The sequence below is a fragment of the Bradyrhizobium sp. STM 3809 genome, from assembly GCF_000239795.1.
Classification (GTDB): domain Bacteria; phylum Pseudomonadota; class Alphaproteobacteria; order Rhizobiales; family Xanthobacteraceae; genus Bradyrhizobium.
In genome coordinates this window covers 1-26,299 of record NZ_CAFJ01000797.1, presented here as the reverse complement: position 1 = coordinate 26,299, position 26,299 = coordinate 1, and the positions used below count along the sequence as shown (strand labels likewise).

At 67.9% G+C, this 26,299-nt stretch carries 25 protein-coding genes; 8 read left to right on the top strand and 17 right to left on the bottom strand.

The genetic code is table 11. The annotated features are described in order from the left end of the window. On the bottom strand, nt 1-396 hold a 396-nt coding region (locus BRAS3809_RS33795), incomplete at its 3' end, for a DODA-type extradiol aromatic ring-opening family dioxygenase (RefSeq protein ID WP_035660368.1). A gap of 5 nt (nt 397-401) precedes the next feature. Next, nucleotides 402-755 (bottom strand): protocatechuate 4,5-dioxygenase subunit alpha, encoded by a 354-nt coding sequence (locus tag BRAS3809_RS33790; protein ID WP_008966510.1) that lies wholly within the window; start codon nt 753-755, stop codon nt 402-404. A 123-nt stretch (nt 756-878) separates the two neighbouring features. Here BRAS3809_RS33790 and BRAS3809_RS33785 point away from each other — a divergent pair, with 123 nt between their 5' ends. After that, entirely contained in the window at nt 879-1,811 is a 933-nt protein-coding gene (locus tag BRAS3809_RS33785) for a LysR family transcriptional regulator (protein WP_008966509.1), read from the top strand. Nucleotides 1,812-1,825: 14 nt separating this feature from the next. On the opposite strand, the gene BRAS3809_RS33780 is transcribed toward BRAS3809_RS33785, so the two are convergent. The 3 genes from BRAS3809_RS33780 to BRAS3809_RS33770 all read right to left on the bottom strand — a co-directional run bounded on the left by BRAS3809_RS33780 (nt 1,826) and on the right by BRAS3809_RS33770 (nt 6,169). Next, the gene (locus BRAS3809_RS33780; protein WP_008966508.1) at nt 1,826-4,042 is read right to left on the bottom strand and encodes an alkaline phosphatase family protein; all 2,217 of its coding nucleotides are present in this window, start codon (nt 4,040-4,042) and stop codon (nt 1,826-1,828) included. A gap of 137 nt (nt 4,043-4,179) precedes the next feature. Further along, nucleotides 4,180-5,457, bottom strand: a complete 1,278-nt coding sequence (locus BRAS3809_RS33775; protein ID WP_008966507.1) for a flavin monoamine oxidase family protein — start codon at nt 5,455-5,457, stop codon at nt 4,180-4,182. Continuing rightward, nucleotides 5,450-6,169 (bottom strand): RibD family protein, encoded by a 720-nt coding sequence (locus BRAS3809_RS33770; protein WP_008966506.1) that lies wholly within the window; start codon nt 6,167-6,169, stop codon nt 5,450-5,452. Before BRAS3809_RS33770 ends, BRAS3809_RS33775 begins: the two co-directional genes overlap by 8 nt. A gap of 164 nt (nt 6,170-6,333) precedes the next feature. Between BRAS3809_RS33770 and BRAS3809_RS33765 the strand changes: the two genes are divergently transcribed. Next, nucleotides 6,334-7,854: an alpha/beta hydrolase gene (locus tag BRAS3809_RS33765; RefSeq protein WP_008966505.1), complete on the top strand. Its 1,521-nt coding sequence runs from the start codon at nt 6,334-6,336 to the stop codon at nt 7,852-7,854. A 65-nt stretch (nt 7,855-7,919) separates the two neighbouring features. Beyond that, nucleotides 7,920-8,273 (top strand): DUF2200 domain-containing protein, encoded by a 354-nt coding sequence (locus BRAS3809_RS33760; RefSeq protein WP_008966504.1) that lies wholly within the window; start codon nt 7,920-7,922, stop codon nt 8,271-8,273. A 40-nt stretch (nt 8,274-8,313) separates the two neighbouring features. Here the strand turns inward: BRAS3809_RS33760 and BRAS3809_RS33755 are convergent, their stop codons facing one another. Beyond that, nucleotides 8,314-9,228: a PaaI family thioesterase gene (locus BRAS3809_RS33755; RefSeq protein WP_008966503.1), complete on the bottom strand. Its 915-nt coding sequence runs from the start codon at nt 9,226-9,228 to the stop codon at nt 8,314-8,316. A 313-nt stretch (nt 9,229-9,541) separates the two neighbouring features. On the opposite strand from BRAS3809_RS33755, the gene BRAS3809_RS33750 reads away from it, so the two are divergent. Further along, a complete protein-coding gene (locus BRAS3809_RS33750) occupies nt 9,542-10,219 on the top strand; it encodes a hypothetical protein (protein WP_008966501.1) in 678 nt (225 codons plus the stop codon). Nucleotides 10,220-10,286: 67 nt separating this feature from the next. On the opposite strand, the gene BRAS3809_RS33745 is transcribed toward BRAS3809_RS33750, so the two are convergent. Both BRAS3809_RS33745 and BRAS3809_RS33740 read right to left on the bottom strand, forming a co-directional pair. Then, entirely contained in the window at nt 10,287-11,828 is a 1,542-nt protein-coding gene (locus BRAS3809_RS33745; RefSeq protein ID WP_035660373.1) for a L,D-transpeptidase, read from the bottom strand. Between the two features lie 425 nt (nt 11,829-12,253). After that, on the bottom strand, nt 12,254-13,528 hold the full coding sequence (locus tag BRAS3809_RS33740) for a pyridoxal phosphate-dependent decarboxylase family protein (RefSeq protein WP_240535840.1): 1,275 nt from the start codon (nt 13,526-13,528) through the stop codon (nt 12,254-12,256). A 3-nt stretch (nt 13,529-13,531) separates the two neighbouring features. Here BRAS3809_RS33740 and BRAS3809_RS37565 point away from each other — a divergent pair, with 3 nt between their 5' ends. The 4 genes from BRAS3809_RS37565 (at nt 13,532) to BRAS3809_RS33725 (ending at nt 15,935) form a co-directional block, all read left to right on the top strand. After that, nucleotides 13,532-13,678, top strand: coding sequence for a hypothetical protein (locus tag BRAS3809_RS37565; protein ID WP_240535839.1), 147 nt, complete (start codon nt 13,532-13,534; stop codon nt 13,676-13,678). Between the two features lie 83 nt (nt 13,679-13,761). Next, nucleotides 13,762-14,442 (top strand): ArsR/SmtB family transcription factor, encoded by a 681-nt coding sequence (locus BRAS3809_RS33735; protein WP_008966498.1) that lies wholly within the window; start codon nt 13,762-13,764, stop codon nt 14,440-14,442. 148 nt (nt 14,443-14,590) lie between these two features. Beyond that, entirely contained in the window at nt 14,591-15,121 is a 531-nt protein-coding gene (gene fabA / locus BRAS3809_RS33730; RefSeq protein ID WP_008966497.1) for a bifunctional 3-hydroxydecanoyl-ACP dehydratase/trans-2-decenoyl-ACP isomerase, read from the top strand. 46 nt (nt 15,122-15,167) lie between these two features. Continuing rightward, nucleotides 15,168-15,935 (top strand): alpha/beta hydrolase family protein, encoded by a 768-nt coding sequence (locus BRAS3809_RS33725; RefSeq protein WP_008966496.1) that lies wholly within the window; start codon nt 15,168-15,170, stop codon nt 15,933-15,935. Here the strand turns inward: BRAS3809_RS33725 and BRAS3809_RS33720 are convergent. The 9 genes from BRAS3809_RS33720 to BRAS3809_RS33680 all read right to left on the bottom strand — a co-directional run bounded on the left by BRAS3809_RS33720 (nt 15,889) and on the right by BRAS3809_RS33680 (nt 25,758). Next, nucleotides 15,889-16,761 carry a bifunctional helix-turn-helix transcriptional regulator/GNAT family N-acetyltransferase gene (locus tag BRAS3809_RS33720; protein WP_008966495.1) on the bottom strand — a complete coding sequence of 291 codons (873 nt, stop codon included), beginning with the start codon at nt 16,759-16,761 and terminating at the stop codon, nt 15,889-15,891. The genes BRAS3809_RS33725 and BRAS3809_RS33720 overlap by 47 nt on opposite strands. Before the next feature lie 336 nt (nt 16,762-17,097). Beyond that, nucleotides 17,098-18,033 (bottom strand): sugar-binding protein, encoded by a 936-nt coding sequence (locus BRAS3809_RS33715; protein ID WP_008966494.1) that lies wholly within the window; start codon nt 18,031-18,033, stop codon nt 17,098-17,100. Nucleotides 18,034-18,117: 84 nt separating this feature from the next. Beyond that, the gene (locus tag BRAS3809_RS33710; protein WP_008966493.1) at nt 18,118-19,215 is read right to left on the bottom strand and encodes an ABC transporter permease; all 1,098 of its coding nucleotides are present in this window, start codon (nt 19,213-19,215) and stop codon (nt 18,118-18,120) included. Then, entirely contained in the window at nt 19,215-20,024 is an 810-nt protein-coding gene (locus BRAS3809_RS33705) for an ATP-binding cassette domain-containing protein (RefSeq protein ID WP_008966492.1), read from the bottom strand. Before BRAS3809_RS33705 ends, BRAS3809_RS33710 begins: the two co-directional genes overlap by 1 nt. Beyond that, complete coding sequence (gene xylA / locus BRAS3809_RS33700; protein WP_008966491.1) at nt 20,017-21,339, bottom strand: xylose isomerase; 1,323 nt, start codon at nt 21,337-21,339, stop codon at nt 20,017-20,019. The genes BRAS3809_RS33705 and xylA overlap by 8 nt, the downstream gene beginning before the upstream one ends. Beyond that, the gene (gene xylB, locus BRAS3809_RS33695; protein ID WP_008966490.1) at nt 21,336-22,793 is read right to left on the bottom strand and encodes a xylulokinase; all 1,458 of its coding nucleotides are present in this window, start codon (nt 22,791-22,793) and stop codon (nt 21,336-21,338) included. The genes xylA and xylB overlap by 4 nt, the downstream gene beginning before the upstream one ends. A 118-nt stretch (nt 22,794-22,911) precedes the next feature. Then, nucleotides 22,912-23,940, bottom strand: coding sequence for a LacI family DNA-binding transcriptional regulator (locus BRAS3809_RS33690; protein ID WP_008966489.1), 1,029 nt, complete (start codon nt 23,938-23,940; stop codon nt 22,912-22,914). Nucleotides 23,941-24,058: 118 nt separating this feature from the next. After that, nucleotides 24,059-24,391 carry a PAN domain-containing protein gene (locus BRAS3809_RS33685; RefSeq protein WP_008966488.1) on the bottom strand — a complete coding sequence of 111 codons (333 nt, stop codon included), beginning with the start codon at nt 24,389-24,391 and terminating at the stop codon, nt 24,059-24,061. A 152-nt stretch (nt 24,392-24,543) separates the two neighbouring features. Continuing rightward, entirely contained in the window at nt 24,544-25,758 is a 1,215-nt protein-coding gene (locus BRAS3809_RS33680) for a sensor domain-containing diguanylate cyclase (RefSeq protein WP_008966487.1), read from the bottom strand. Nucleotides 25,759-26,299 lie beyond the last annotated feature (541 nt).

Below are 26,299 nucleotides of genomic sequence, written 5' to 3'. Positions count from 1 at the left end.
CGCCATCGGCAGGGTGAAGGCGTGGTCGACCACCATCTCCTGGCAGGTGGTCAGATCGAAATCCTCCTTCACCAGATGCTCGATCAGGTGCCACGACAGCTCGCTGTCGCCCTTGAACGGCGCGGTCTGCGGAATGCCCCAGCCCTCGTCGGCATTGCTGTAGCTCTCGCAGGCGCCGATCGCGAAGGTCGGCATCTTGTCGAGGAAGAAGTTGAGGCCGTGGTCGTTATAGACCAGCACAACGACGTCCGGCTTCACCTTGGCGAGCCAGTCGCGGACATGCGGAAAGCCGTCGAAGAACGGCTTCCAATACGGATCCTGCTGCAGCCCCTTGGCGATCGCGCCGCCGATGGCCGGGACGTGGGACGTGGTGATGCTGCCGACGATCTTTGCCATGATGCTTACCCCCGTGCCGCCAGAAGCTTGGCCTTGAACTGGTCCTTGGTGAGTCCGGTCTGCTGCGCGCCGATGTCCTGCATGTCCAGCCCGAAGATGCCGGCGAATTTGGCGAGGTAATAGGCGTTGCCGCCGGCCTCGATCAGCGCGAGCACGTTGCGGCTCTTGATCGCGGCGCGCTGCTGGTCGTTGAGACCATACTTACTGCAATAGCCGTCCTCATCGGCGACGAACGCCTTGCGGTTGGCGGCATCGTTGAACGAGTAGCACATCTTGTTGAGGGCGTAGCCCTTGCGGGCCTGCTCGCCGTCGAAGATGGTGGTACCGGGCACGGGCTGCCGGGCCGATGTGGCGGACATTTCAACCTCCCCTGAAAGCGTTCTGACCGGCCGCGATTGATCTGGATCAAACGCGGCGTGGTCCATGCCCGCCAGTATCGCCAGAGATCATCGTCAATAAAGGCCGCCCGCCCGATCCGATCCATGAGCCAATTCGATCATTTGGACCTCGACGGCCATCTGCTGCAGCTGCTGCTCGCCGTGATCGAGGAGGGGTCGGTGACGCGCGCGGCGCACCGGCTCGGCGTGACGCAATCGGCCGTCAGCCATCTGCTCGACAAGCTGCGCGCCATCACCGGCGATCCGCTATTCGTGAAATCGGGCCGCGGCATCGTCCCGACGGCGCATGCGCAGCTGCTGGCGCTGCGTGCCCGCGCGCTGCTCGACGATCTCCAGAGCTTCTCGCATGCCGCCGCCTTCGAGCCGGCCAAGATCTCCGCCCAGGTCACGATCGCCGCCAACGATCTGCAGCGCGATCTGCTGCTGCCCTCGCTGCTGCGCTATGCGCGGGCGCAGGCGCCAGGCCTCAGCCTTCGCGTGATCCAATCGGGCGCGCCGACACCGGAGATGCTGCGCGAGGAGCATTGCCAGCTGATCATCACGCCGCGTCCGCCCGAGGGCAGCGACATCATGCAGAAGCGGCTGTTCGAGGACAGCTACCGCGTGTTCTACGATGCGAGCCAGCGCGAGCCGCCGCGCAGCCTGGACGACTACCTCGCCAGCGATCATGTCACCGTCGTCTACGAGCCGCGCCGGCGGCTCGACATCGACGAGGTGCTGGCCGAGCGCGGCCTGGTCAGGCGCTTCGTCGCGCAGGTGCCGGGCTTCGGCGGCATCGGCCCGTTCCTGCGCGGCAGCCGCATGATCGCGACGTTGCCGAGCCTGCTGCGCGCCTACATGCTGCGCGGCCTCGCCGTCGCACCAGTGCCGGTCCCCTGCCCCGCCATGCCGATGTACATGGTCTGGCACCTGCGCCACCACGATGATCCCATGCACCGCTGGCTGCGCCAGCAGCTCGAGATCGTGGTCGCGCCGAGCCTCGCCGCCGCCGCCGAGCACATGCCGGTGACCGTGTAAGACCGGCGTGATCCTCAACGCAGGATCTGATGCAGCACCTCGCCGTCGACCTGCTGCGGCTTCACGCCGAGAATCCGCATGATCGTCGGCGCCACATCGATGTTGCGCATCCGCCGGATCGTCGTGCCCTCGCGGATGTCGGGACCGGCCGCGATGAAGGTCGCGCTCATCTCCGCGATCTCCGGATCGTGGCCGTGGGCGCCGTAGAAGTTCGGCATCGACAGCGTCGTCGTGGTCGCATTGAACGGCGCATCGCCGAGGCGCGCGACACCCGGGTTCTGGATGCCGTCGAAATTGTAGCCCGGCGCCATCAGCGCGAACACGTCGCCGAAATCCTGACCGATGGTCTTGCTGGTGCAGAGCCCCGTGCCGGCGTCGCATTGCAGCGGCCGGCTCTCGACCACCGTGAACAGGCGGCCGTCCTTCAGCGAGGCGTTGAACTTCGGGTTGGGATCGGTCGCGCTCTTCACGGCATTGGCGACCTGCGTCACCAGCGCATTGTAGCTCGCCGGGTCGACCGTGCCGCCCGCCTCACGGTTCTGCAGGTTGACGTAGATGTTGACCGCCGGACCCGAGGTGCGGATCGCGAGCTTGGTGGTGTCGATGCCGGCATTGCGCAGGATGTTGAGCATGCTGACCGAGGTGTGGAACGGCGCGAAGCCATGATCGGACACCACCATGACGTTGCTGTCGCGACCGGCTGTTTCACTGATCCGCTTCACCGCCTTGTCGGCCGCCTGATACGCCGCCTTGATGTAGGAAGCGTAGCGCGCGACCTTGGCGGGGTCCTGGTTGGCGCCGGTCGAGTTCGGGTCCTTCGGGTTGGTGCCCTGACGCGGATCGGTGAGCAGGAACTGGTGCTCGGAGCCGTCGGGCTGCTCGATATAGATCATCACGAGGTCCGCGTCGGGGTGCTTGCGGATGGCGCGCTCGCCGATCGCGGCCTGGTAGCGCACGAAGGTCTTCACCATGTCCTCGAACATCGCCTCGATCTCGACGTCCGGGAAGCTGGTGAAGCCCGGGCTGAGCCGCTCCGGAATGCGGAAATCGGCCTGTGGCCGCCAGAAGCCGATGTTCTCATTGATGTCGTCGACGTCGGCCAGCACGGGCGCGTTGCGCGGGATGTAGTTGGCGCCATAGCGGGCGAAGCGCACGGTCGAGAGATCGGGCGCCAGCGCCGAGACGAAATAGGCGGTGCCGACCTTGGCGCCGCTGCCCTCGAAGAAGAACGGCGCGTTCTCGCCGCCGAGCCTGGCGAAAGCCGGTCCGGTCGACGGCGCCTGGAACGGCCCGGCGGTGATGCCGCGGGTGGTGTCGAAGAACACCAGCGTGTCGTAATTCACCTGGCCGTCATTGGTGGTATCGATCGCGGCGACGCGGATGGCGTATTTCTGGTCGAGCGTCGCGGCGGCCGTGCAGGTCGCGGGCGCAGCGGAGGCGCAGGAGAAGGTCTCGATCGGCGCCGCCGTGACCAGCACGGGGCTGTAGGACGAATGGCCCGCCGACTGCAGCGCGGCGATCACCGCCGGATCCGACACGAAGTCGCTGCGCGACAGCGAGAAGCCCTGCGCCGACAGGCCGCCGAACGCACCGAACGGGACCGTGTAGTCGGTGACGCGGGTCGGCTGCGCTGATTGCACCACGGTGTTGTTGATCGAGATGTCGGCGCCGTCGCCGCCCGGCCAGGTCGCGGTGACCACCTTCTTGCCGTGCTGGCGCAATTGCACCCACAGCGGGGCCGCGGTCGGCTGCGGGCTCGGGCCGAGCGGGCTCAGCCGGTAGCCGCCGATCGGCGCGGCGAAGCCGCTGATGCTGGAGGTGATCGGAGCGGCGATGGCCTGGAATGTATTGGATGGAATGTCGTTGTGGACCGAGGTGGAGCCGGTGGCGATCTCGATATGCGACACCGCCGTGAGCGACGGCGACGCCGTCACGTTCTGCTTCGCCACCGCGCCGCGGCGGCTCAGCCGCGCCAGCCCGCCGTCGCGCGGAAGTACGCCCTGCGCGATGAACTTTTCGATGAAATCGGGCTTGGCGCCGTCGAGCGAGATCAGCACCACGCGCGGCCCGCGGCGACGCTCGTGATCACGGTCACGATCGTCGTCGTGATCGCGATAGGAGCGATCGCCGCGCGGATCGCGATCATCGGCGTGGGCAGGAATGGCCACGGAAGCAAGCAGGATGGCGAGCGCTGCGCCCGACAGCGCGTCGTGAAAATTCCTCGATCGCATGTGATGCCCCCCATCGTCGCGCAACCCGCGCGGTCTTTTTGAATGGGGTATCAACTAACAGCATTGGCTAACGCGCTTGTGACGCGCACACGACACATGTGACGTTCTCGCGACAAATCACGCAGCGGACCGCGCGATCAGCGCGCGAGAACGTGACGCGCCGTCGCAAGTCCGCTCGCCAGCGCGGCCTCGACCGTGCCGATGTCGCGGCCGCGGTACAGCGCCTCGCCGGAGATCAGCACGGGGCCGCCATCCCAGTCCGTCAGTACGTCCTGCGCGCCCCGCGTCGCCAGGGTCGCATAGGAATAGGCGCCGCGCGCGAACGGGTCCTTCGACCAGTCGAACGCCCGGGCGGCGGCGAGCTCCTGCCGAAGCACCGTCACGGGCTTGGCGAAGATGCCGGCGAGCGCCGCAAGCCCCGTCTCGATCAGCATCGTCTCGTCGAGCGCAGCAAAGCGGCCCGTCGGCGGTCCCGCGAGCCAGCCCGTCAGCACCGCATCGTCGCGCGGATGCTGCGTCCACCACACCGGCACCTCGGCGTTCGAGAGCAGGAACAGCATGTCGGAGAGATCGTGGTCCGGCATCGCCGTCCACCACCGCCGCTCGAAGCGCAGCAGCAGCTTGATGACGTTGCCGTAGCCGATGTCCGCCGCGGCCGCCACCTGCCTGTGCATCGACGACGGCAGCGCGAGGCCCCGCAGCAGCGGCAGCGGCACGGTGAGAATGACGACGTCGCCGCGATGCGCGCGCCCATCGGCGCAGCGGACATCGACGCCATCATCCGTGCTCTCGATCGCCGTGACCACGGATTGAAACGCGAAGCTGACACCGCGCGCGCGGCATTCGGCGACGAGATGATCCAGCAGCAAACCGTAACCGCCGACGATGCGCGCCTGCCCGCCGCGCTCGCCGCCCATCCACTCCTCGCGCAGCGCGAACACGCTGGCGCGATCGGGATCGGCGGCGTCATAGCCCTGCACCATGCCGAGCACGGAGGCGCGCAAGCCTGCGAACTCCTGGCCGGCGAAATGACGATCGAGCAGCGCCGTGACGGTGAGATCCTGCTCGATCGTCGCCAGCACCCGATGCAACAGCTCCATCTGCCGGTCGGCGGGATCGCGGCGCGAGAGCACGCCGTTCTCGACATGCCAGCGCTCGCCCTCGATCGGCTGTGCCGACAGGCCGGCCTCGGCCAGCAGCCGAGTGGTGACCGGCGCCTCGCCATGGATGAACTCGGCCCCGGCATCGGCCCGGTATCCGAACGTGCTCTCGGCCAGCGGATGAATGCGCCCGCCGCAGCGCTCGCGCGCTTCCAGCAGCGTCACCTTGCGGCCGCCGGACGCCAGCTCGCGCGCGGCCATAAGGCCCGCGGCGCCGGCGCCCACAACGATGATGTGATCGCGTTTCTCAGCCATGGCTGGCCTGGGACGGCATGGCCGTCGCATTGGTGATCTTGTAGCGCAGCCACAGCGCCCCGCCCTGCAGCGCCCGGGTGCTTTCGAGCGTCATCGCGGTGACCGGCGCCCGCGCGCCGGATTCGCTCTCGGGCGAGTCGAACACGCTCGGCGCGCCCTTGGCGCCGTCGATCGCCGGACACAGCACGAGGTTGAACTCATCGACCAGCCCCGCACGCAGGAAGGCGCCATTGGCGCCGCCGCCGCCCTCGAGCAGCAGCCGCTTCACGCCGAGCTCGCGCGCGACGATGTCGAGCACGACGGCGAGGTCGAGCTGCGTCGCGCCGGCAAAGATGTAGGACACGCCCTCGCCGCGCAGGCCCGCGAGATGCGCATCCGAGACCGCTTCGGTCAGCACGACCACGATCGGATCGCCGCCGATATCGGACCGGCCCCAGCAGATCTTGCCGTGAGCATCGAGCACGATGCCATACGCCTTGGCATCGCGCCTGGCGATCCAATTCTCGCGCGGGAAACGCTCGGCCGTCGTCGCCGGATAGGCGGTGCCCTTGGCGAATTCCTGGCCGGTGACGCGGCCGATCAGCCAGGCGTCGCCGCCGAGCTGGTCGTGCACCTGCTCGAACAGGTCGCCGGATGCCTTCGGGCGCCAGCGGCTCGGCAAGGTGCGGCCATCGACGCTCGAGGCCATCAGGCAGATCACGTCCGGTTTCATGGGCTCTCCTTCGGCCTTCAACGAATATGGCTGTTGCGGGGCTTGTCAACGAAGCGGCGCAGGCTTCGTTCGATGGCGGCCATGCGCCAATGCGGGCCATCGCGAGCCCCGACGCTGTCACCCGGCGGATCCATGCGCTAGGGTCGGCCGGCAAGGAGCAGGTCATGGACGGCGCGCCGCGCGGACGAAACACGATCGGGATGCGCGGCATTGTTCTCCTGGCGGCAGCGCTGGTCGGCCTCGCGCTTGGCCTCGCCGGTGTCTGGCAGCTCGAAGGCGCGCGCGACGGCATCACCATCACGCCGCTCCAGGCCGGCACGACGCCGATCTCCGTCTACCGGCGCGACGGCGAAGCGGCCGCGCCGGTCGTGGTGATCGCCCACGGCTTCGCCGGCTCGCGCCAGTTCATGGAGGCCTACGCGCTGACCCTGGCGCGGGCCGGCTACGTCGCGGTCTCGTTCGATTTCGAAGGCCATGGCCGCAATCCGACGCCGATGTCCGGCGACGTCACGCGGGTCGACGGCACCACCCGCAAGCTGATGAGCGAGATCGGCCGCGTCACCGATGCCGCCCTCGCCTTGCCCGGGACCGACGGCCGCGTCGCGCTGCTCGGGCACTCCATGGCCTCCGACATCATCGTCCGCCAGGCGCTCGCCGACCCGCGCATCGCCGCGACGGTGGCGATCTCGATGTTCTCCGAGGCCGTCACCGCGAGCGCGCCGCGCAATCTCTTGATTATCACCGGCGAATGGGAAACGGCGCTGCGGCACGATGCCCTGCGCAATCTCAGGCTCGCCGATCCCTCGGCCGGCGAAGGCGACACGGTGGGCGATCCCGCCTGCGGCGGCCGCCGCGCCGTGGTGGCGCCGGGCGTCGAGCATGTCAGCGTGCTGTATTCGACGACGGCCCTGCGCGAGGCGCGCGACTGGCTCGACCGGGTGTTCGGCCGCACCAGCACGGTCCCGGCGGCCACGACCGGTCATGCGATTGCGCTGCTGTTCGCCGGCATCGTGCTGCTGGCCTGGCCGCTCGCCGAACTGCTGCCGACAGGCGCGCCACCGGCGCCCATTCCGCTGCGCAGCCTGGGGATCGCCACCCTGGTGCCGGCGGTGGTGACGCCGCTCGTGCTGAGATTCGTCAATACGCGCTTCCTGCCCGTGCTGGTCGCGGACTATCTCGCGGTTCATCTGTTCGTCTATGGCGCGCTGTCGCTGGCGCTGCTGCGTTTGCTGGGTATTCGCTTCGGCCGCGTGGCATGGACCGCGGCGCTGGCGCTCGCCGTCTACGGCATCGCCATCTTCGGCGGCGCGCTCGACCGCTATGTCGCGTCGTTCATGCCGATCGCCGCGCGGGTGCCGATCATCGCCGCGATCGCCGTCGGCGCCGTGCCGGCCATGCTGGCCGATGGCATCGCCAACCAGGGCGGCCACGCCGCGCTGTGGCGAACGCTCTGGATCAGGACCGCCTTCCTCGCCTCGCTCGGCGGCGCGGTCGCGCTCGACCTCCGCAGGCTGTTCTTCCTGCTGATCATCATCCCCGTCATCGTGCTGTTCTTCATCGTGTTCGGCCTGATCGGCGGCTGCGTCGGCCGCAGGACCGGCTCACCCGCGGCCGCAGGCCTCGGCCTCGGCCTGATCCTGGCGTGGGCGATCGGCGTGTCGTTTCCGATGTTCCTGCCGGGCTAGGCGCCGTGGTTCCAACGTGCACGAGCGGGCTGCGCCGTGCTACGAAGCGACGACGGGGAGCGCCCATGGCAAAACACCGCATCTACACGACGAGCGTCGCGAGCGTGTACCGGCTCTACGTCGCGAAGGCGGAGCGGAAGGGCCGCAGCAAGGCCGAGGTCGATCAGATCATCTGCTGGCTGACGGGCTATGATCAACCGGAGCTCGACGCCCAGCTGGACCAGCAAACCGACTTTGAAACCTTCTTCGCGCGGGCGCCCGCTCTGAATCCGGCGCGTTCGCTGATCACCGGCGTGATCTGCGGCGTGCGCGTCGAGAACGTCGAGGAGCCGACGATGCGCGAGATCCGCTATCTGGACAAGCTGATCGACGAGCTGGCGCGCGGAAAGGCGATGGACAAGATCCTGCGCCAGCCGTGATCGCGCCTGGCGCGGTTAGGATCAGAGCCGCGTCCCTTTGTCAGTCCTGCTCCTGTCCCGGCGCCGGCCGCAGCATGAAGTGACCGAACGCGGTTGCGATCGGCTTGTCCGCATCGTCCTGCCAGGCGCGCGCTTCGAACGCGACCACGCGGCGGCCCTGCTTCACGATGGCCGCTGAAGCGATGCTGTCGAGGGCGCGGCCTGAGCGCAGATAGTTGATGGTGAGGCCGATCGGCTTCGGCGGGGCGACGCCGAGCTCGCGCATCACGGTGACGATCGCAGCGGTCTCGAGGAACGCGCCGGTCATGCCGCCATGGATCGCGGGGAGCACGGAATTGCCGATGATCTGCTGCGAGAACGGCATCAGCAGCGTGCCGTCGTCGGCCGGACGAATGCCGAGACAGCGCGCGAAGGGGCTGTTGGCAAACAGTCCCGTGGCATCGTCGGGCGCCTCGAGCGGCGGCGGCGCGCCGGTGAAGACCGGCCTGTCGGTCAGCATGTTGGTGCGGTTGGCGCCGATCATGAAGCAGGCGGTCGCGGTGGCCACCGGCTCGCTCTCCTCCTCCTGATAGGCAGTGGCGCGCACGAAGGCGATCGAGCGGGTGACGCGGTAGCACACGGCGTGCGCCTTGATGTCGAGGCCGGGCGTCGCCGGCTTCTGGTAGTCGATGCGCAGGTCGAGCGTGGCGATCGCGCTGGCGCCGTCGAGCGCGAGCTGCACCGCCATGCCGCAGCTCTCGTCGAGCATTGCGGTGACGACGCCGCCGTGAATCACGCCGGTGTCGCTGTCGCCGACGAAGACGTCGCGATACGGCAGGGTCGACCACGCCTCGCCCGGCGCGAAGCGCTCCATCCTGAGCCCGCTGATATGGCCGTAGACGGAGCGGCGATGCCGGATCGCCTCGGCGAGCTGTTCGAAGGGCCGTGCGGCCACATGGTTCGGGGTGTCGGACATGGCTGCGAGTTAGATCATGATCGGCACAGCGTGCGAAGTGTTTTTGGGCAGGGTGAAACTCACGGACGGACAGCCGTCCATCTCGATCGAGACGACTCGTATGGCATTCGTCGCCGTCCGTGCCACGACTTTAGATTGCGTCACGAACAAAAAACATCTTGAAACGCATGTCTTGGTAGTTGAGCGCAGATGCCATCTGCGCGCGCGCCCCGCAAATCTACGTGGCTCGAATGTCGCGCGAACCCGCCGCGCTTAGAACATTGGCAACCTTAATATGGTCATAATGGTCTCAATCGAATCCCGGAGACCTCTCATGCAGAAGCCCACCAAGACACCGGACGTCCCGCCGAGCAGCGGAGCATCCTCCCTGCGTATTGTCATGAGCCTGGCGCTCGCCGCGAGCGTCGGCGTGATCTGGTGGAGTGGCGGGGGAGCCCAGAGCCTCTCTTTTTCGATGGAGCGTTCGCCGTCGCTGGAGACGCGCGTCGCCGCATTGACCTCGGAGATCAACCAGCTCAAGTCCGAGACTGCGCGGCTCCGCGACCGGCAGAATGATGCATCCGGCGAGTTGATCCAGCTGCGCGCCAGCCTCACCAGCGCCGAGACCGGCCTTGCGACCTTGCGCACCGCCGCCGACGACAGCGAGGCGCGCCGCCGCGACGCCGCCGACAAGATCGAATCCGACATCGCGCTGTTGAAGCGGCAGGCCATCCGCCTGCGCAGCGCGCAGGAGGACACGTCGGCCGAGCTGAGCGGACTGCGCGCGGCCGCCGCCAACAACGAGATCGGCATCGACCAGCTTCGGACCACCACCGGCGAGATCCGCCAGCAGGTCGCGCGGATCGAGACCGCCCGCGAGGCCACGAGCTCGATCAGCCGTACGCCCCGGCATCGCGTCCGCCGCATCGCGCGTGCTGCAGAGGCCGAGCCGCAACTCGCCCAGCCGTTCGTGATGCAGTGGCCCGGCGTGGTGCCGGCGGGCCGCAACTAGGCGCGTTCGAACGGCTCATGACGCGCATGACCGCGCTCCGGGCGCGGTCATCGAGCGGCCCGGCTGGCTACCACCAGCTCGGCTGCACCGGCCGGTAGTAGACCGGTGGGCCACGCCGGCGCGGCGGCGCCACGGGCTGGCCGTCCCAGCTGCGCTGGAAGAAATTGCCGAAGCCATCGTCGTAGCCGTCCCCGCTCGCCACGTCGACATTGGTGGTCGGCCGCCGCGTGACGAAGCCGCCCTGCGGCTGATTGCTCAGCACCGCCACGAACTCCGTGCGATAATTGGTCTCGCTCGACAGCGGCTCGTCGGAGACGATGATCGAGGAGCGCGGCACCGCCGTCGGCGCGATCCGGGCCAGCACATCCTTCGGAATCGTGATGCGGTCGAGCGCATCCTTGGCGTCGTCGCCGTCGTCGATCGTGACGGCGGTCCAGCGCAGCCCGGCGCCGTTCTGCGCCACGGCGGTGAAGATGTGCGTCCCGATCGGCCGGTCGGGATCGCGGATCGTGACCGGCGATTCGATCGAGGTGTCGAACACCTCGCCGCCGCCGTCGGGCGCCGGCTTGTGGGTGTTGCGGCGGACATAGAGCATCTGCGTCGACCGGCTGATGTAGACCGACACCGGTTCCCCCGCGAGCTTCGCCTCGGTGGCCGCCTTGCTGGTCTCGGACTTCTTCGCCGCCGCCGCCTTCGCGGCATCCTTGGTCGTGGCTGCCGCGGCGAGCTTGGCGGTCGCGTCCGTCTTCGCGGCCTCGAACTGCGTCGCCGCCTCGGTCGCTTTGGCCGCGGCCTTCTGCTTGATGTCATCGGCTTGCGCCCTGGCCTGATCGGTCTTGGCGGCGGCGAGCTTCTTGTCGGCCAATTTCAGCTCGGCTTCGGCCCGAATCTTGGCCTGCTCCAGCTTGCGCAGCGAGGCCTTGAGCGATTTGGCGTCGCGCTCGGCCGCCGCTGCGGCCGCCTTGGCCTCGTCAGCGATTTTCGCGGCGTCCTCGGCCTCGCGGCTCAGGGTCGCGGCGCGCGAGGGCGCGGCGGCCAGCGCCTCCGTGCTCGGATTGAACAGGGCGGGATGCGAAAACTCCACCGGAACGGGATCGCCGGGCGCGATGATCACGCGCATGCCGATCCAGGTCCGGTCGAACAGCTTTTCGGCAAAACCGTAGGGCATGCGGACGCAGCCATGCGAGGCGGCGTAGCCGGGCAGCGGCCCGCCATGCAGGGCGACGCCGTTCCAGGTGATGCGCTGCATGTTCGGCATCCAGGCGTCGTCATAGAGCGTGGAGTGGTGGTCCTTGTCCTTCTCGATGATCGCGAACACGCCGGCCGGCGTCTCGCGGCCGGAGACGCCGGTCGAGACCGGCGCCCGCCAGATCCAGCCCTCGGAGTCGTAGAAGGTGACCTTCTGGGTCTTGATCGACACGATCGCCATGATCGGGTCGCCATGGGCGCGCGGTGCCGTCGCCTCGGTCACGGGCGCCGGCCGGGCCTGCCGGGCACCGGCGCCGCTTGGGAGCAGAGCCCATGCCGTCACCGCCGCAAGCGCCATCAACGCCGCTCCCCGCCCCTGCACTGTTGCGATGGCCCGAGCTCCCGTGGATCGTGTCACCATGCCGTGTCCCGATTCAATGCTGTTCATCTGCGCCCTGCGCGAGCCATGCTCGGCCATTTATAAGCTCGAACATGTGTTGGGGTGAAGTGAGGCGAAATCTCACCAGCGCTGCAACGCGCGTCGAGCCGAGATTGTGTCGAATTCTGGAGCACGGCAGGACGCAACGTCGTCGCTCCTTCTCTTGATTCGCCCACCCGCACATTCCGTTCATCAAGCCGTTGCCGAGCCATTAACGCCGATCCGGCCGCGGAGGTCCGCGGGTCCGGAACTTGGTCCGTTTCTCTCAGACGCGGGCCGGTGGGGGCCGGTTCAATGGTCGACGTCGGGTGAGAGCGACTGAGGCCGCGCTGCCAAACACGTTCGCATGGCTGCGGCATGCGCGGCACTGATCGCCGTTCCCGTCGATCGGCGCGGATCCGAATGGCTCATGCTCCCCGGTCTGCCAGCTCATTCAGCACCCGCCGGGCCGCCGTGACGGCGCGGTCGACGTCCGCCTCGCTTGTCTGCCAGTTGCAGACCGACACGCGCATGCACCGCAGGCCTCGCCACGTCGTCCCGCCGAAGAACGCCTCGCCAGTGGCACAGATCGCCGCGATGACGGCGTCGGTTCGCCGATCATGATCGCGCTCGGTCGCGCCGGCGCGGGGATCGAGAAACCGGACCAGCCCCTGATTGATCACGGGCTCCCGCAGCGCAGCCGCGCCGGGCAGCGCGCCGATCCGCCTCACCAGCGCATGGGCATGCCCGCAGCTCCGCTCAACGAGATCGGCGATGCCAATGCGACCGAGCTGACGGATCGCCGCATAGGTCGGCACCGCCCGGGCACGGCGCGACCATTCCGGCGTCCAGTCGATCTGATCGCGCGCGCCGTCGACGAACATCGTGTAGCTCGTCCGGTGCGAGAAAGCGCCGCGATGGGCACCTGGCTCGGCGACGAACGCATAGCCGCAATCGAACGGCGTGTTGAGCCATTTGTGGCCGTCATTGGTCCAGGAGTCCGCCAGCTCGACGCCGCGCAGCAGATGGCGATGACGCGGGCTCGCGGCAGCCCACAGACCGAACGCACCATCGACGTGCACCCAGGCATCATGGGCGTGAGCGATCGGGATCAACTCGGCAAAGGAATCGAACGCGCCGATGTTGAGATCGCCCGCCTGCAGGATCACGATCGCCGGCCTGTCGCCCGCGGCGAGCGCCTGCTCGAGTGCGGACGGCTCGAGTTGGCCCGCGTCGTTGCAGGGCACGGATTGAACCGCGTTCTTTCCCAGGCCGAGCATGCGCAGCGCGCGCTCGACCGAGCCATGCCGCTCGCTGCTCGTGATCACCCGCAGTGGCGGCGCGCCGAACAGGCCGTTTTCCTCGACGTCCCATCCGAGTCGCGCAAGCTGCCGGTGGCGTGCGGCACCGAGACAGGTGACATGCGCCATCTGCGTGCCGGTGACGAATGCGAAGCTCGCATTCGCCGGCAGGCCGAACAACTCCTTCAACCAGGCGCCCGCGATCTCCTCGATGACCGCGACGGCCGGACCACAGGCGTGAATCGCAGCGTTCTGATCCCAGGCCGACACCAGCCAGTCGGCTGCGAGCGCGGCCGGCAACGTTCCACCGATCACCCAGCCGAAGAAGCGCCCGCTGGCGCTGCCGAGAATGCCGCCCTCGACGTCGCGGACGAGGTCAGCGATGACATCGTCCGCAGGCACTCCATGATCGGCGAGCGCACGTCCGATCCGCCTTCGAAGGTCGTCGAGCGACGCGGTCGCTGCGACCGGGCGCGTATCGCCTTGGCTCACATGCGCGAGAGCCTGCTTCAAGGCCAGCTGCAGGACGCTCCTGCCTTCATCATCTCGTAACATCGTGTTTCAATCCTTCCTGCGGTGCGTCTCGATAGTTATAGGCGTTGAATCCGCGACCACGCTTCGCTATCGGTCACACCATGAAGGACGGTCCGAATTTCGCTGCCATTGCTGCGCTGATCGGCGATCCTGCCCGCGCCAACATTCTCAGCGCGCTGATGGACGGTCGTGCCCTGACGGTGAGCGAGCTTGCCCGGTCGGCCAGCATCGGTCTGCCGACCGCAAGCGCCCACGTGACCAAGCTCGAACGGGCCGCGCTGCTCGTCTCCGTCCGGCAAGGGCGCCACCGTTATGTACGACTGTCCGGAGAGGACGTCGTTCACACCCTAGAGACCTTGATGCTGCTGGCGGCGCGCACCGGCCACAGCCGCGTGCGCACTGGCCCGCGCGATCCGGCGTTGCGCACCGCGCGCGTCTGCTACGACCATCTCGCCGGCGCCCGCGGGGTGCAGCTGTATGAGAGCCTGCTGCGTCGCCAACTGCTTCAGCGCAGCGGCGATCATGTCACGCTGACGAGCGCCGGGCGGACGTTCACCGAACGGTTCGGTATCGACCTGGACCAGCTGCAAGCAAAGGACAGAGTGGCTTGCGTCAGCTGCCTGGACTGGAGCGAACGCAGAGACCATCTCGCCGGCCGCCTCGGCTCAGCCTATCTGACGCGCCTGTTCGCGCTCAAGTGGGCGCGCCGGGACAAGGATAGTCGCGCCGTGCTGTTCAGCCAGAGCGGGCTGCGCGAATTCGAGCGGCTGTTTCCGCTCTGACGGCTGGGCAACTGAATCGCCTGACCGACTCCTTCTGCCGTAATTTACAGGCTCGGCTTGAAACGCCCCCGCGGCACTCCCATCCTCTACGGGAACCGCCGTCAGGCACTGCGCCCGCAGGTGGCCGATTGCAGAACCGGAGAGCGCTTTGCCCGATCCTCGCGACTTTCACGTGCCGCAATCGTCCTACACCAAGGAGGACTTGCTCCGGTCGAGCGACGGCGGCTATTTCGGTCCGGGCAATGCGCAGCTGCCGGCGCCACCGATGCTGATGATGGACCGGATCACCGAATTGAGCCTCGACGGCGGCCGCTACGGCAAGGGGCGCATCGTCGCCGAGTTGGACATCACGCCGAAGCTGTGGTTCTTCGACTGCCTGTTTCGCGGCGATCCCGTGATGCCGGGCTGCCTCGGCCTCGATGCGATGTGGCAGATGGTGGGCTATTGGCTGGGCTGGTCGGGCTCGCCCGGCAAGGGCCGCGCCACCGGCGTCGGCGAGGTGAGCTTCCGCGGCGAGATCACGCCGGAGGCGAGTTGCGTACGCTATGAGGTCGACATGCGCCAGGTCAGGCGCGGACGTCTCGTGCTCGGCCTCGCCGACGGGCGCGTGCTCGCGGACAACAGCTGCGTCTATGAGGCACGCGACATGAAGGTGGCGCTGGTCGGAGCGACGACATGAAACTCCTGCCGGTGATCGTGCCGTTGCGCTGCTGGTCCAAGGCGGCATGAGCGAGCATTTCATCCTGATCGCTGGCCCGATGGTACGCGCCTCGAGCTGGGAGCCTACGGCCGATCATCTGCGTCAGGCGGGCCGGTCGGTGCAGGTCCCTGACCTGCTCGCGCACTGCTCGGCTCCGCCCGCCTGGCGTGCCTGGTCCGGACGCCTGCTCGATCGCGTCGAACGGTGGGACGCGCCGATCCTGGTCGGCCACAGCTCCGCCAGCGTGCTGGTCGCCGAGCTTGCAACGCTGGTGCCGGCCCGCTCGATCATTATCGTGGATGGCGACATCCCGCCGACGCGAGGCCGTGCGCCGCCGGTTCGGCCTGCCCTTCGTGATTTCATCCGCACCCGCGCGGGAAGAAACGGATCGTTGCCGATCTGGTCACGCTGGTTCTCAGCCGATCCGCAACGCACTGCACTCATTGGTCTGGATCGTCTTGCGCAGGATCCTGCTGCGCTGGCGAGCTTCGAGAACGGTCTGCCGATCATGACCGTCGACTGGTTCGACGATTGGGTCGAGCTGGCCCCGTGGGATCATATCCCGGCCGGGTTCGTCCAGACATCGCCGATCTACGATCATGCGACCGCCGAAGCGCAGCGGCGTGGCTGGCCGGTCGAGCGGCTGAGCGGCACCCATCTTCATCCCACGCTCAATCCGGTCGAGACGGCCAAGGCGCTTCTCTCGATTGCGCGTCAACTCGATGAACGCGCCGGCCGAGCCGGGCTCACAGATCCTTCTCGAAGAACAGGTCCGGATAGGGATCGTCGTTGAAGCGATCGATCTCGGTCCAACCGGTGGTCCGATAAAGCTGCTGGGCCTCGCCGAGCGCGCTGTTGGTGTCGAGCCGGAGCGTCGCGATCGACAGCTTGCGCGCCGCCGTCTCGGCGGCGTCCATCAGCCGCCTGCCGAGGCCGAGGCCGCGGGCGGCGGGGGCCACCCAGAGGCGCTTGATCTCGGCGATCGCGCCGCCCGAGCCCTTCAGCCCGACGCAGCCGAGCGGCAACCCGTCGGACAGCGCGACAAAGAACGCGCCGCGCGGCGCCATCATGTCGAGCGCGTCGGGATCGCGCGACAGCGCGACGTCAAAGCCGCGCGCCAAGCGGCGCGACAGCTCGGCGTAGTACTCGCCGAGGCAATAGCGCGCCGGATCGCCGCGCGGATCGACCTCGTCGAGGCGGATGCGGTCGCGGCCGAGCGCGGCGGCGACCATGTCCATCGCGGCGAGCAGCGCCTCGCGCCGGCTGGAGCGCGCCAGCATCGCGGAGGCCTGCGCATTGGAGAGCGTCTCATAGGCGTCGAACTCGCGCCGTCCGGCAGCGGTGAGCCTGGCGATGCGGCGACGCGCATCATCCGGATGCGGCTTCGTCGTGACCAGCCCCTCCTCCTCCAGGCTGCGCAGGAAGCGGCTCATCAAGCCGGAATCGAGCGCGAGATAGTCGCGCAGGTCCGCAACGTCGCTGCGGCCATGGCCGATCGCATTGAGCACGCGGGCCGCGCCGAGCGGCCGGCCGCGGCCGAGAAAGGAGGTGTCGAGCGCACCGACCTCGGAGGTGACGGCGCGGTTGAAGCGACGGACGCGGGCGACCGGATCGAGCATGATATCTGACTTAGGTCAGATATCATTCGTTGTCAACTTGAGCCATGCGGCGCGCCTTCGCCACCGCTGTCATCATCCGCGCAGGCGGATGATCCGGTCCGCCGCGGCCTCTCGATCGATCACGGGCGCCTCCGGATACTGGATCGTCCACCTGCGCGGACGATGACAATTGTGGAGACGATCGGCAACGTGGCCTACGTCGCGAAGCAAAGCAGCACGCTGCTGTCTTCGCTGCCGGGCCCCTGCGGCAAAGCCCGCCGCAAACAAAAAGGGCGGCCCGGTCGCCGGCCGAAGCCGGACGCCGGACCGCCAGGTTTTCCCCGGGAGGAACTTTGATCAGTTCAACAGCTTGGCGACGTTGTCCTTGGTGACGAGGTCGAGGCCGGTGTAGATGATCTCTGGCACCTTCTCGCCCTTCTTGATCGCGAGCAGCGTGTCCATCGACTTCTCGCCCATCTCGAACGGACGCTGGCCGGTGAGCGCGTTGGAATAGCCGTCGCGCAGCAGCTCGAGCTGCATCTTCAAGGTATCGGCGACGACCAGCGTCAGCTTGCCGGCGTCGATGTCCTTCTTGTTCTTGTTGACGAAGGCCTTGTAACCCTCGGGCGCGAACATCGGCCAGCCGCCGATCGGCACGATGGCGCCGAGGTCCGGGGTCGCGGTGCGCAGGTCGGCCATCTGCTGCACGGCGAGCGCCGGATCGTCGTTGCAGAAGGTCGGCGAGCCCGCCACTTCCGTCCACTTCGAGCCCTTCAGCGCCTCGCGGACGCCGTCGACACGCTCCGCCAGGTTCTTGGCGCCGGGACCGCCGGAGACCACGGCATATTTGCCGCCGTCGGGCCGCAGCTCACGCAGCTGCTTGCCGAGCGCGAGACCGAAGTCCTTGTTGTTGGTGCCGATATAGGCGAGGCGCTTGGAGCCCGGCGCGTCGGCATCGAAGGTGATGACCGGGATGCCGGCCGCGGTCGCCGCGTCGATCGACTTGGTCATCGCCGCGACGTCGGCGACGGAGATCGCGAGGCCGTCGACCTTCTGGGTGATGAAGTCCTGGATGATCTGCGCCTGCGTCGCCGGCTCGTGCTCGACCGGGCCCTTGTAGATGCACTCGACATTGCCGAGCTCCTTGGCGCGCTTCATGCAGCCGTCGCGCGCGACGTCGAAGAACGGATTGTTCATCGCCTTCGGCACGATGGCGAAGCGGTACTTGGTCTCGGCCTGGGCCGGGCCCATCAGGATCGCGAGCGATGCGACCGCGAACAGCAGCTTCTTCATGGTTTCCCTCCTCATCGTCTATCCCTGATGATTGTCTGTGCCGGGCGCGGATAGACGCACAGTCTCATCCCGGCCAGTATCCCGTCACAACAGGCGCGCGCGGATGCGATCGACCAGCACGGCGGCGATGATGATCACGCCGACCAAGGTCTGCTGCCAGTAGGAGTTGACCTGCGCCAGCACGAGCCCGTTGCGGATCACTTCCAGCAGCACGCAGCCGACGATGGCGCCGAGCGGACCGCCGATGCCACCGGCGAGATTGGCGCCGCCGATCACGGCGGCCGCGATCACGTTGAGCTCGTAGGACGTCGCCATGTTGGCCGGCGCCGATCCCAGCCAGCCGGAGATGATGATGCCCTGCAAGCCGGCTGCGAGCGCGCCGACGACATAGACCTCGATCTTGACGCGCGGCACCGAGACGCCGGTCAGCTCCGCCGCCTTCTCGTTGCCGCCGATCGCGAACACGTGGCGGCCGAAGGTGGTGTGATGCAGCACCAGCGCCATCAACAGCGCCAGCAGGATGAGATAGATGAACGGCGCGGGCACGCCGTACACATCTCCTTGCGTCAGTGCGTAGAAATAATCGGCATCGGGGCCGCCGGGGAAGCTGCCCTTGCCGTTGGAGATGACGTAGCCGAGGCCGCGCACGATCGACAGCATGCCGAGCGTGGTCACGAACGGCGACAGGCCGAGCAGCGCGACGCAGACGCCGTTGATCAGGCCGACGATCAGCGACACGACGAGGCCCGCCAGCACCGAGACGATCAGGATCAGCCCGGGCACGTTGGCGACCACGGTCTTGCCGTCGGCGGCGAGATGCACGAACAGCGACGACAGCGGCATGCCCGGCGTCGACAGCGACGTCATCACCATCGAGGTGATCATCGCGGCGAAGCACATCAGCGATCCCACCGACAGGTCGATGCCGCCGGTGATGATCACGAAGGTGATTCCAAGCGTCGCGATCGCGATGAACGAGAAGTTCTTGGCGACGTTCTGCAGATTGCCTTCGGTGAGGAAATACGGGCTGGCGAAGCTCATCACCACGATGAGCGCGGCCAGCGCCAGGGTCACATAGGCAGTCTGCGACGCGAACACGCCACGGTGCCACCAGCGCGCCGCGCCGACATTGGTGAAGGTGACCTCGGGGCTCGCGGGGCTCGTCTCGGACGGAACGGACATCACGCCGCCTCCTTGGCGCCGGTAATGAGCGCGGTGACTTCCTCGGGGCTGGTCTCGGCGATCGGCTTGTCGGCCCGCTTCTCGCCGCGCCGCATCACCACGACGCGATCGCACACGGCGAAGATGTCGGGCATGCGGTGCGAGATCAGGATCACGGCGATGCCCTGCTCCTTCAGGCGATGAATGAGGCTCAGCACCTGCTCGACCTGGCGCACGGAAATGGCCGCGGTCGGCTCGTCCATCATCACCAGCCTGGCGTTGGACAGCCGCGTGCGCGCGATCGCCACCGCCTGGCGCTGGCCGCCCGACATGTCCTTGACGAGGTCGTGCGGCCGGGTCTCCGAGCGCAGCTCGCGGAACAGTTCGAGCGCGCGCGCCTCCATGCCCTTGTGGTCGAGCAGCCTGAGCGGACCGAAATTGCGCCGGAGTTCGCGGCCGAGGAACACGTTGGCGGCGGCGGTGAGATTGTTGGCCAGCGCGAGGTCCTGATAGACGACCTCGATGCCGACGTTGCGCGAATCCATCGGGCGATGGAAATGCACCTCGCGGCCGCCGAAATGGATGCTGCCCTGGCTCGGCGGAAAATTGCCGGCGATGATGCGCACCAGGGTCGACTTGCCGGCGCCATTGTCGCCCATCAGGCCGACGACCTCGCCGGGACTGATCGTGAGATCTACGCCGTGCAGCGCGCGGATCGCGCCGAACTGCTTGCCGATGCCCTTGAGCTCGAGCACCGGCGGCGTGGCCGCGGCCGCGGCGGCGTCACCGGCCGCGGTGTTCGGCGTGTGCAGGCTGCTGTCGTCAGACATAACGGTTCACCACGCTTTCGAGGAACTCCTGCCGGCCGGAGCGCGGCTGCGGGTCGAGGCCGGTCTTGATGGCGCGGTCGGCGAGCTCGGCGAGCGAGCGGCGGCCGGCGAGGATCGCCTGCCCCTCCTCGCCGTCCCAGCCGGCATAGCGCTGCGCGAGCGGCGCGGTCAGCGCGCTGTCGGTGAGCATCTCGTCGGCCGCGATCAGCGCCCGCGCGCACGCATCCATCGAGCCGACATGGGCGTGCAAGAGATCATCCGGGTCGATCGACTGCCGGCGGATCTTGGCATCGAAGTTCAGCCCGCCGGTGGTGAAGCCGCCGCCTTTCAGGATGTCGTGGAACACCAGCGCCAGCTCCGGCACGTTCATCGCGAACTGGTCGGTGTCCCAGCCCAGGAGGTCGTCGCCGCGGTTGATGTCGAGCGAACCGAACACGCCGAGCGCCTGGGCCAGCGCGATCTCGTGCTGGAACGAATGGCCGGCGAGGATCGCATGGTTCTGCTCGATGTTGAGCTTGACGTCGGCCAGCAGATCGTAGCGCTTGAGGAAGCCGTAGCAGGTGGCGACGTCGAAATCATACTGGTGCTTGGTCGGCTCCTTCGGCTTCGGCTCGATCAGCAGCGGGCCCTTGAAGCCGATCTTGTGCTTGTGCTCGACGACCATCGCGACGAAGCGGCCGAGCTGGTCGAGCTCGCGCTTCATGTCGGTATTGAGCAGGGTCTCATAGCCCTCGCGGCCGCCCCACAGCACGTAGTTGGCGCCACCGAGGCGGTGCGTCACCTCGAGCGCGGCGCGCACCTGTCCCGCCGCATAGGCGAAGACGTCGGGATCGGGATTGGTCGCGGCGCCCGCCATGTAGCGGCGATGCGAGAACAGGTTCGCGGTGCCCCACAGCAGCCGCACCTTGGCGGAGGCCATCTTCTGCTCGAACAGGTCGGCGATGGCGTTGAGGTTCGCGACGGATTCCTTCAGCGTCGCGCCCTCCGGCGCGGCGTCGACGTCGTGGAAGGTGAAGAACGGCACGTCGAGCAGGCGGAACAGCTCGAACGCGACATCGGCCTTGGCGCGCGCCATGGCCATGATGTCGTCGCCATGCTGCCACGGCCGCAGGAAGGTTTCGCCGCCGAACGGATCGCTGCCCGGCCAGCAGAACGAATGCCAGTAGCAGACGGCGAAGCGCAGATGATCCTCCATGCGCTTGCCGCGGATGAGGCGGTCCTTGTCGTACCAGCGGAACGACAGCGGGCTGCGCGACTCGGAGCCGCCGAAGGCGATGGTCGCGCCGGTCTGGAAGAAGGGAGCCTGGACGTTCACGGGTGACACTCCTTGAGAGCCGGATAGAGCTTGCGCCATTGCGCATAGGCATCGTCATAGGCGGCGCGCTGCGCCGCGCGGGGTTCGAAACTCTGCAGCCGCCGCGGCTTGCGGCAGACATCGGCGGGCGCTTCGCCGGTCGCGGCGAGGCGGCCGAGCCTGGAGGCGCCGATCGCGGCGCCGACCTCGCCCTCCTCGACGCGGTGCACGGTCACGCCGAGCACGTCGGCCATGATCTGCGCCCACAGGACGGAGCGCGAACCGCCGCCGACGAGATCGAGCGCGGTGATCTGCTGCGCGCTGCGGCCGAGCGCGGCCAGCATGTCGCGTGCGGCGTAGCCGACGCCCTCGAGCACGGCCTGCACGAGATCCTCGCGCGAGGCGGCGCTGCGCAGGCCGACCAGGGCACCGGCCGCATGCGCATCATTGTGCGGCGTGCGCTCGCCATCGAGATAAGGCAGGAACTGCACCGGGCTCGGGCGATCGACGCTGCTGCCGAGCGGCGCCAGCAGCGCCGCCTCCGGCGTCGCGAGGATGCGCGCCAGCCAGGACAGCGAGGCCGCGGCCGACAGCATCACGCCCATCTGATGCCACAGCCCGCCGAGCGCGTGACAGAACGCATGCACGGCCGCCTCAGGCGCCGGCGCGAAGCGATCGGTGACGCGGAACAGCACGCCCGAGGTGCCGAGCGACAGGAACGCATCGCCCGGCGTGATCGCGCCGAGCCCGATCGCGCTCGCGGCATTGTCGCCGGCGCCGCCGGCGATCACGACCTCGCCGCTCATGCCCCAGCGTTGCGCCAGTGCACGCGACAGCACCGCGCTCGGCGCGTTGCCCTCGACCAGTCGCGGCATGTGATCGAGACCGAGGCCGGTTGCCGCCAGCAGCGTCTCCGACCAGCGCCGCGCGCCGACGTCGAGCCACAGCGTGCCGGCCGCATCCGACATGTCCTCGGCCATCTCGCCGGACAGCCGGTAGCGCACATAGGCTTTCGGCAGCAGCACCTTCGCCACCGCCGCGAAGATCGCGGGCTCGTGCTTGGCAACCCAGACGAGCTTCGGCGCGGTGAAGCCGGGCATCGCGAGATTGCCGGCGATCGCGTGCAATTCGGGGCAGCGGCGCTCGAGCTCGGCACATTGGGCCTGCGAGCGGCCGTCGTTCCACAGGATCGCGGGCCGCAGCGGCCGGCCGTCGCGGCCGAGCAGGGTCGCGCCATGCATCTGGCCGGACAGGCCGATGCCGCGCACCGCCGACACCTCGCCCGGATGGCGCGCGGCGAGATCATCGATCGCGCCGATACTGGCCTCGACCCAGTGATCCGGATTCTGCTCCGACCACAGCGGCTGCGGATGCGACAGCGCCAGCGGACGGCCGGCGCTCGCGACCAGCGCGCCCGCTTCGTCCTCCAGCACGGCCTTCACGCCGGATGTGCCGACATCCAGTCCGAGAAACACGCCTCACTCCTCCCACACGAGCCCCAGGCCGTCGCGCGATCTGCGTCGCTTCGGGACCTCGGCCCAGTCATTGTTTCGTTCCGTGATCGGCCGGCCGCGGCTGCCGCGGCCGGCCGGCTCACGGCAGATTGTCCCGCATCACGATGTCGATGCGGATCGCCTCCTGCTCGCTCAACAGCGGCTCGCCGCGCGCCAGCGCCAGCAGCACGCGCACCGCTGAGCGCGCCTCATGTCCAGGATTTTGCGAGATCACGGCATCCATCACGCCGTTCAGAAGCAGCTTGCGCGTCACCGCCGTCACGTCGTGGCCGACGAAGGCGATCTCGCCGGCACGGCCGGACTCGGTCAGCGCCTTGGCGACGCCCGCGGTGCCGGCCCCCACATTGTACAGACCGACGATGTCGCGATGCTCGGCCAGCACCTTGCGCATCAGCTCTTCCGAGCGTTCGTCGACGTCGTGGCCCTCGGCGACCGGCAACACTTCGAGCTGCCGATATTCGGCCGACATCACCTGGCTGAAGCCGAAGATGCGCTCGGCATGGTCGCGCAGCCCCTGCGAGCCGGCGACGATCGCGACGCGCCCGGACCGGCCGCCGACGAAGCGCCCGAGCAATCCGGCGGCGGTCCGCCCGGCCGCGATGTTGTCGATGCCGACGTAATGATGCCGCCGCGACGACGGCACATCCGACACCAGGGTCACCACCTTGGCGCCGGACTCGACGAGGTCGTTGATGGCGGCGCGCACATTGGGATGGTCGAGCGCGACCACGGCCACGCCGTCGACCCGGCCGACGAGATCATCGAGCTTCTCCGCCAGCACCGCGGGATCGAACACATCGGTGGTGACGACATCGGCCGACAGCCGGCGCGCGGCCATCCAGTTCGAAAGCTCGCCGAGATGCGCCACGATCTGCTGCATGAACAGGTTGACGCCCGCGGGCATCACGAAGGCGAAGCGCCTGGACCGCGCGCGGGCCAGTTCGGAGGCCGCGGCATGCGGCTGGAACGCACTGCGCGCCATGGCGTCCTTGACGCGCCGCACCGTATCCGGGCGCACGCCCGGCCGGTTGTGCAGGACGCGATCGACCGTGGCGAGGCTGACGCCCGCCTGCCGCGCAATGTCCCGCAATGTCAGCGGTGCGTTCATGCTCCTCCCCTTCGGGTTGAGGAACTTAGCGCGATTTTTGAGGTGCGCAACTCATTTCTGACCAGCGACGAGCGATGTCACAACGTGCAGCAAGGCCCATCCGGGCTGCGAAGCGCCCCTAATCGATCCGCTGGCCGCCGGAAATGCCGGAAATGCAGCAGGGATTGGCGCGCGCCCGCGGCACGACCGACTTCAGCCAGCAGCGCGCCGGCGGCTGCTGCAGCCCGTGCCAGGAGGTCGGCGCCTTGACGTAGCTCCAGGCGCGGCAGCGCGGCAGCTCGCGATTGCAGGTCTGCCGGCAGGATTGCGCGTCGTCGAACGTATCGAAGCTGCGATAGTCGCCGCCGGGACGGTCGATATCGTTGGCAAAGAAGTCGTTCGCCAGAACCGGCGTGGCAAGCGCCGAGGCGAGCACGACCGCCGCCGCAGCCATCAAGTGACGAAGATGCATGCGAGCCTCCTGTCAACTTACGCGATCAAGTAAACTGACCTCCCGGGAGATTGTCAAACGCCCTCACCCGCGTCGGCGTCACGCCGACCGCGGACACGCCGCTCCGGCCGCAATGTGATCGGACCACTGCAGGTCTGGGCCGCGCGGCTCAACTACACGAACGCGACCTCGATGCGCTTGTCGGAGCGTGCCGTCAGGCGACAGGCGCGGGAGAAGCCGTCGCTGGCGATGGCGAGCTTGAAGTGCTCGGGCAGTTCGGCGGTCGAAATCAGGTCCAGCGCGGCTTCGCTCTCGGACAAGGCCCGGACCGTGCAGTCGAACGTCGAACGTCCGGCGTTGAAGGCGATCTGTCCGGCCTTGAAGACGCGCCGCAGCGTCGGCGCGGCCGACGGGGCGGCCTCCACCCAGGCGATGACCTGGTTGCGGCCATTGTTCTTGGCCGCGTACATCGCGAGATCGGCACGCTCCAGCATGGTGTCGAACGGCATCCCCGGCATGAAATCCACCGCGCCGAAGCTGGCGGTGACCCGGATGGCCCCGCATGGGCTCTCGATCGAGAGGCCCGCGACCGTGGCGCGAAGCTTCTCGAGCACCGCCATGGCGTCGGCCAAGCTCGCATGCGGCAAGACGATGCCGAACTCCTCGCCACCCAGTCGACCGATGACGTCGGACTCCCGCAACACGGCCCGGCAGGCCTCGACCACCTTCGACAGCACGAGATCGCCGACCGCGTGACCATATTGGTCGTTGACCGACTTGAAGTGATCGATGTCGAGCAGTGCGCAGGTCAGCTTGTGCCCGTGCCGCTCGGCAAGCGCCCGCAGGCGCTCGCCTTCACCGCGGAAGGCGCGGCGCGACAGGGCGCCGGTGAGACTGTCGCGCATGCTCAGATTGCGCAGCATCAGCTCGTCGATCGCGATCGCTGCAAGATCTTCGAGGATCGCGACCTCATGCGCACTGAACGCGCGCGGCCTGGTGTCCATCGCGCAGAGCGTCCCGACGTTGACGCCGCCGATCCGCAGCGGCGCGCCGGCATAGAAGCGGAGGAACGGCCGGCCGTGCACCAGCACATTGTCCGCGAAGCGCGGGTCGAGATGCGTGTCCGGAACGATCAGCGGCTCGTTCTCGCGAATAGCGTAGTTGCAGAACGCCGGCCGGCGCTCGCCCTCGCGATCGGCCATGCCGTCCACCGCCTTGAACCACTGCCGATGGCCGTCGATGAATGTCAGCGTGGCCATCGGCACGTCGAAGATCTTCCGGCAGAGTCCGGTCAGACGGTCGAAGGCGTGCTCGCGCGGCGTGTCCAGAATATCGAGTTCCGCCAGCGTCTCCAGGCGGCGCGCATCGTCGTGATGGTGATCGGACATCGGCATTTCCCCTCGCCGTCACCATGTGGCCGGCACCTTAACGCCGGATTGAGGAGGACGATGAGGGAACTACTAACAAGGCGAATGGAACCTCGACGTCGAATGAGGCACCCGGAACCCACGCAACGGAACCTCCCATCCCGCGCGCAACGGCCGGGCGCGCCGTTCACCGTCAACAGCACGCCCGTAACCCGAATAAAATTTCTCTTTCCCAGAATATTCTGCTTTCGCCTTATCGGAAAATGTGCTTATCTGCGGCCATCCCGCCTCAACGAGAGGGGCGTTGCGCGCGATCGTCACGACACGCGAGGCGGGGATGCGGTGGCCGCGGGAGATCGCAGCATGCTCGGCGACGAGTGTGCGGACGAACGCTCGTCTTGCGGACGTGAAATCGCAGCGGCCCGACACCCCGAAGCTGGTGTCATCCGCGCCATGCGCGAAAGCGCATGGTCGCGAACGCGACGGGGCCTCGCCTCGCGCGGAGGTGGCCAACACGCCGGCGCACCAGGGCGACTGCGTATAAGCGTGAAGACACCGCGCA

Bases quoted from the DNA above. Each gene is read 5' to 3' on its own strand.
- BRAS3809_RS33745 (WP_035660373.1), bottom strand. From the start codon at position 11,828: ATGGTGACACGATCCACGGGAGCTCGGGCCATCGCAACAGTGCAGGGG.
- BRAS3809_RS33735 (WP_008966498.1), top strand. From the start codon at position 13,762: ATGAAGGACGGTCCGAATTTCGCTGCCATTGCTGCGCTGATCGGCGAT.
- BRAS3809_RS33710 (WP_008966493.1), bottom strand. From the start codon at position 19,215: ATGTCCGTTCCGTCCGAGACGAGCCCCGCGAGCCCCGAGGTCACCTTC.
- BRAS3809_RS37565 (WP_240535839.1), top strand. From the start codon at position 13,532: ATGATCGGCGAGCGCACGTCCGATCCGCCTTCGAAGGTCGTCGAGCGA.
- BRAS3809_RS33750 (WP_008966501.1), top strand. From the start codon at position 9,542: ATGCAGAAGCCCACCAAGACACCGGACGTCCCGCCGAGCAGCGGAGCA.
- BRAS3809_RS33770 (WP_008966506.1), bottom strand. From the start codon at position 6,169: ATGAAACCGGACGTGATCTGCCTGATGGCCTCGAGCGTCGATGGCCGC.
- BRAS3809_RS33790 (WP_008966510.1), bottom strand. From the start codon at position 755: ATGTCCGCCACATCGGCCCGGCAGCCCGTGCCCGGTACCACCATCTTC.
- BRAS3809_RS33760 (WP_008966504.1), top strand. From the start codon at position 7,920: ATGGCAAAACACCGCATCTACACGACGAGCGTCGCGAGCGTGTACCGG.
- BRAS3809_RS33725 (WP_008966496.1), top strand. From the start codon at position 15,168: ATGAGCGAGCATTTCATCCTGATCGCTGGCCCGATGGTACGCGCCTCG.
- BRAS3809_RS33755 (WP_008966503.1), bottom strand. From the start codon at position 9,228: ATGTCCGACACCCCGAACCATGTGGCCGCACGGCCCTTCGAACAGCTC.
- BRAS3809_RS33720 (WP_008966495.1), bottom strand. From the start codon at position 16,761: ATGCTCGATCCGGTCGCCCGCGTCCGTCGCTTCAACCGCGCCGTCACC.
- BRAS3809_RS33690 (WP_008966489.1), bottom strand. From the start codon at position 23,940: ATGAACGCACCGCTGACATTGCGGGACATTGCGCGGCAGGCGGGCGTC.
- BRAS3809_RS33685 (WP_008966488.1), bottom strand. From the start codon at position 24,391: ATGCATCTTCGTCACTTGATGGCTGCGGCGGCGGTCGTGCTCGCCTCG.
- BRAS3809_RS33705 (WP_008966492.1), bottom strand. From the start codon at position 20,024: ATGTCTGACGACAGCAGCCTGCACACGCCGAACACCGCGGCCGGTGAC.
- BRAS3809_RS33780 (WP_008966508.1), bottom strand. From the start codon at position 4,042: ATGCGATCGAGGAATTTTCACGACGCGCTGTCGGGCGCAGCGCTCGCC.
- BRAS3809_RS33715 (WP_008966494.1), bottom strand. From the start codon at position 18,033: ATGAAGAAGCTGCTGTTCGCGGTCGCATCGCTCGCGATCCTGATGGGC.
- BRAS3809_RS33785 (WP_008966509.1), top strand. From the start codon at position 879: ATGAGCCAATTCGATCATTTGGACCTCGACGGCCATCTGCTGCAGCTG.
- BRAS3809_RS33765 (WP_008966505.1), top strand. From the start codon at position 6,334: ATGGACGGCGCGCCGCGCGGACGAAACACGATCGGGATGCGCGGCATT.
- BRAS3809_RS33775 (WP_008966507.1), bottom strand. From the start codon at position 5,457: ATGGCTGAGAAACGCGATCACATCATCGTTGTGGGCGCCGGCGCCGCG.
- BRAS3809_RS33680 (WP_008966487.1), bottom strand. From the start codon at position 25,758: ATGTCCGATCACCATCACGACGATGCGCGCCGCCTGGAGACGCTGGCG.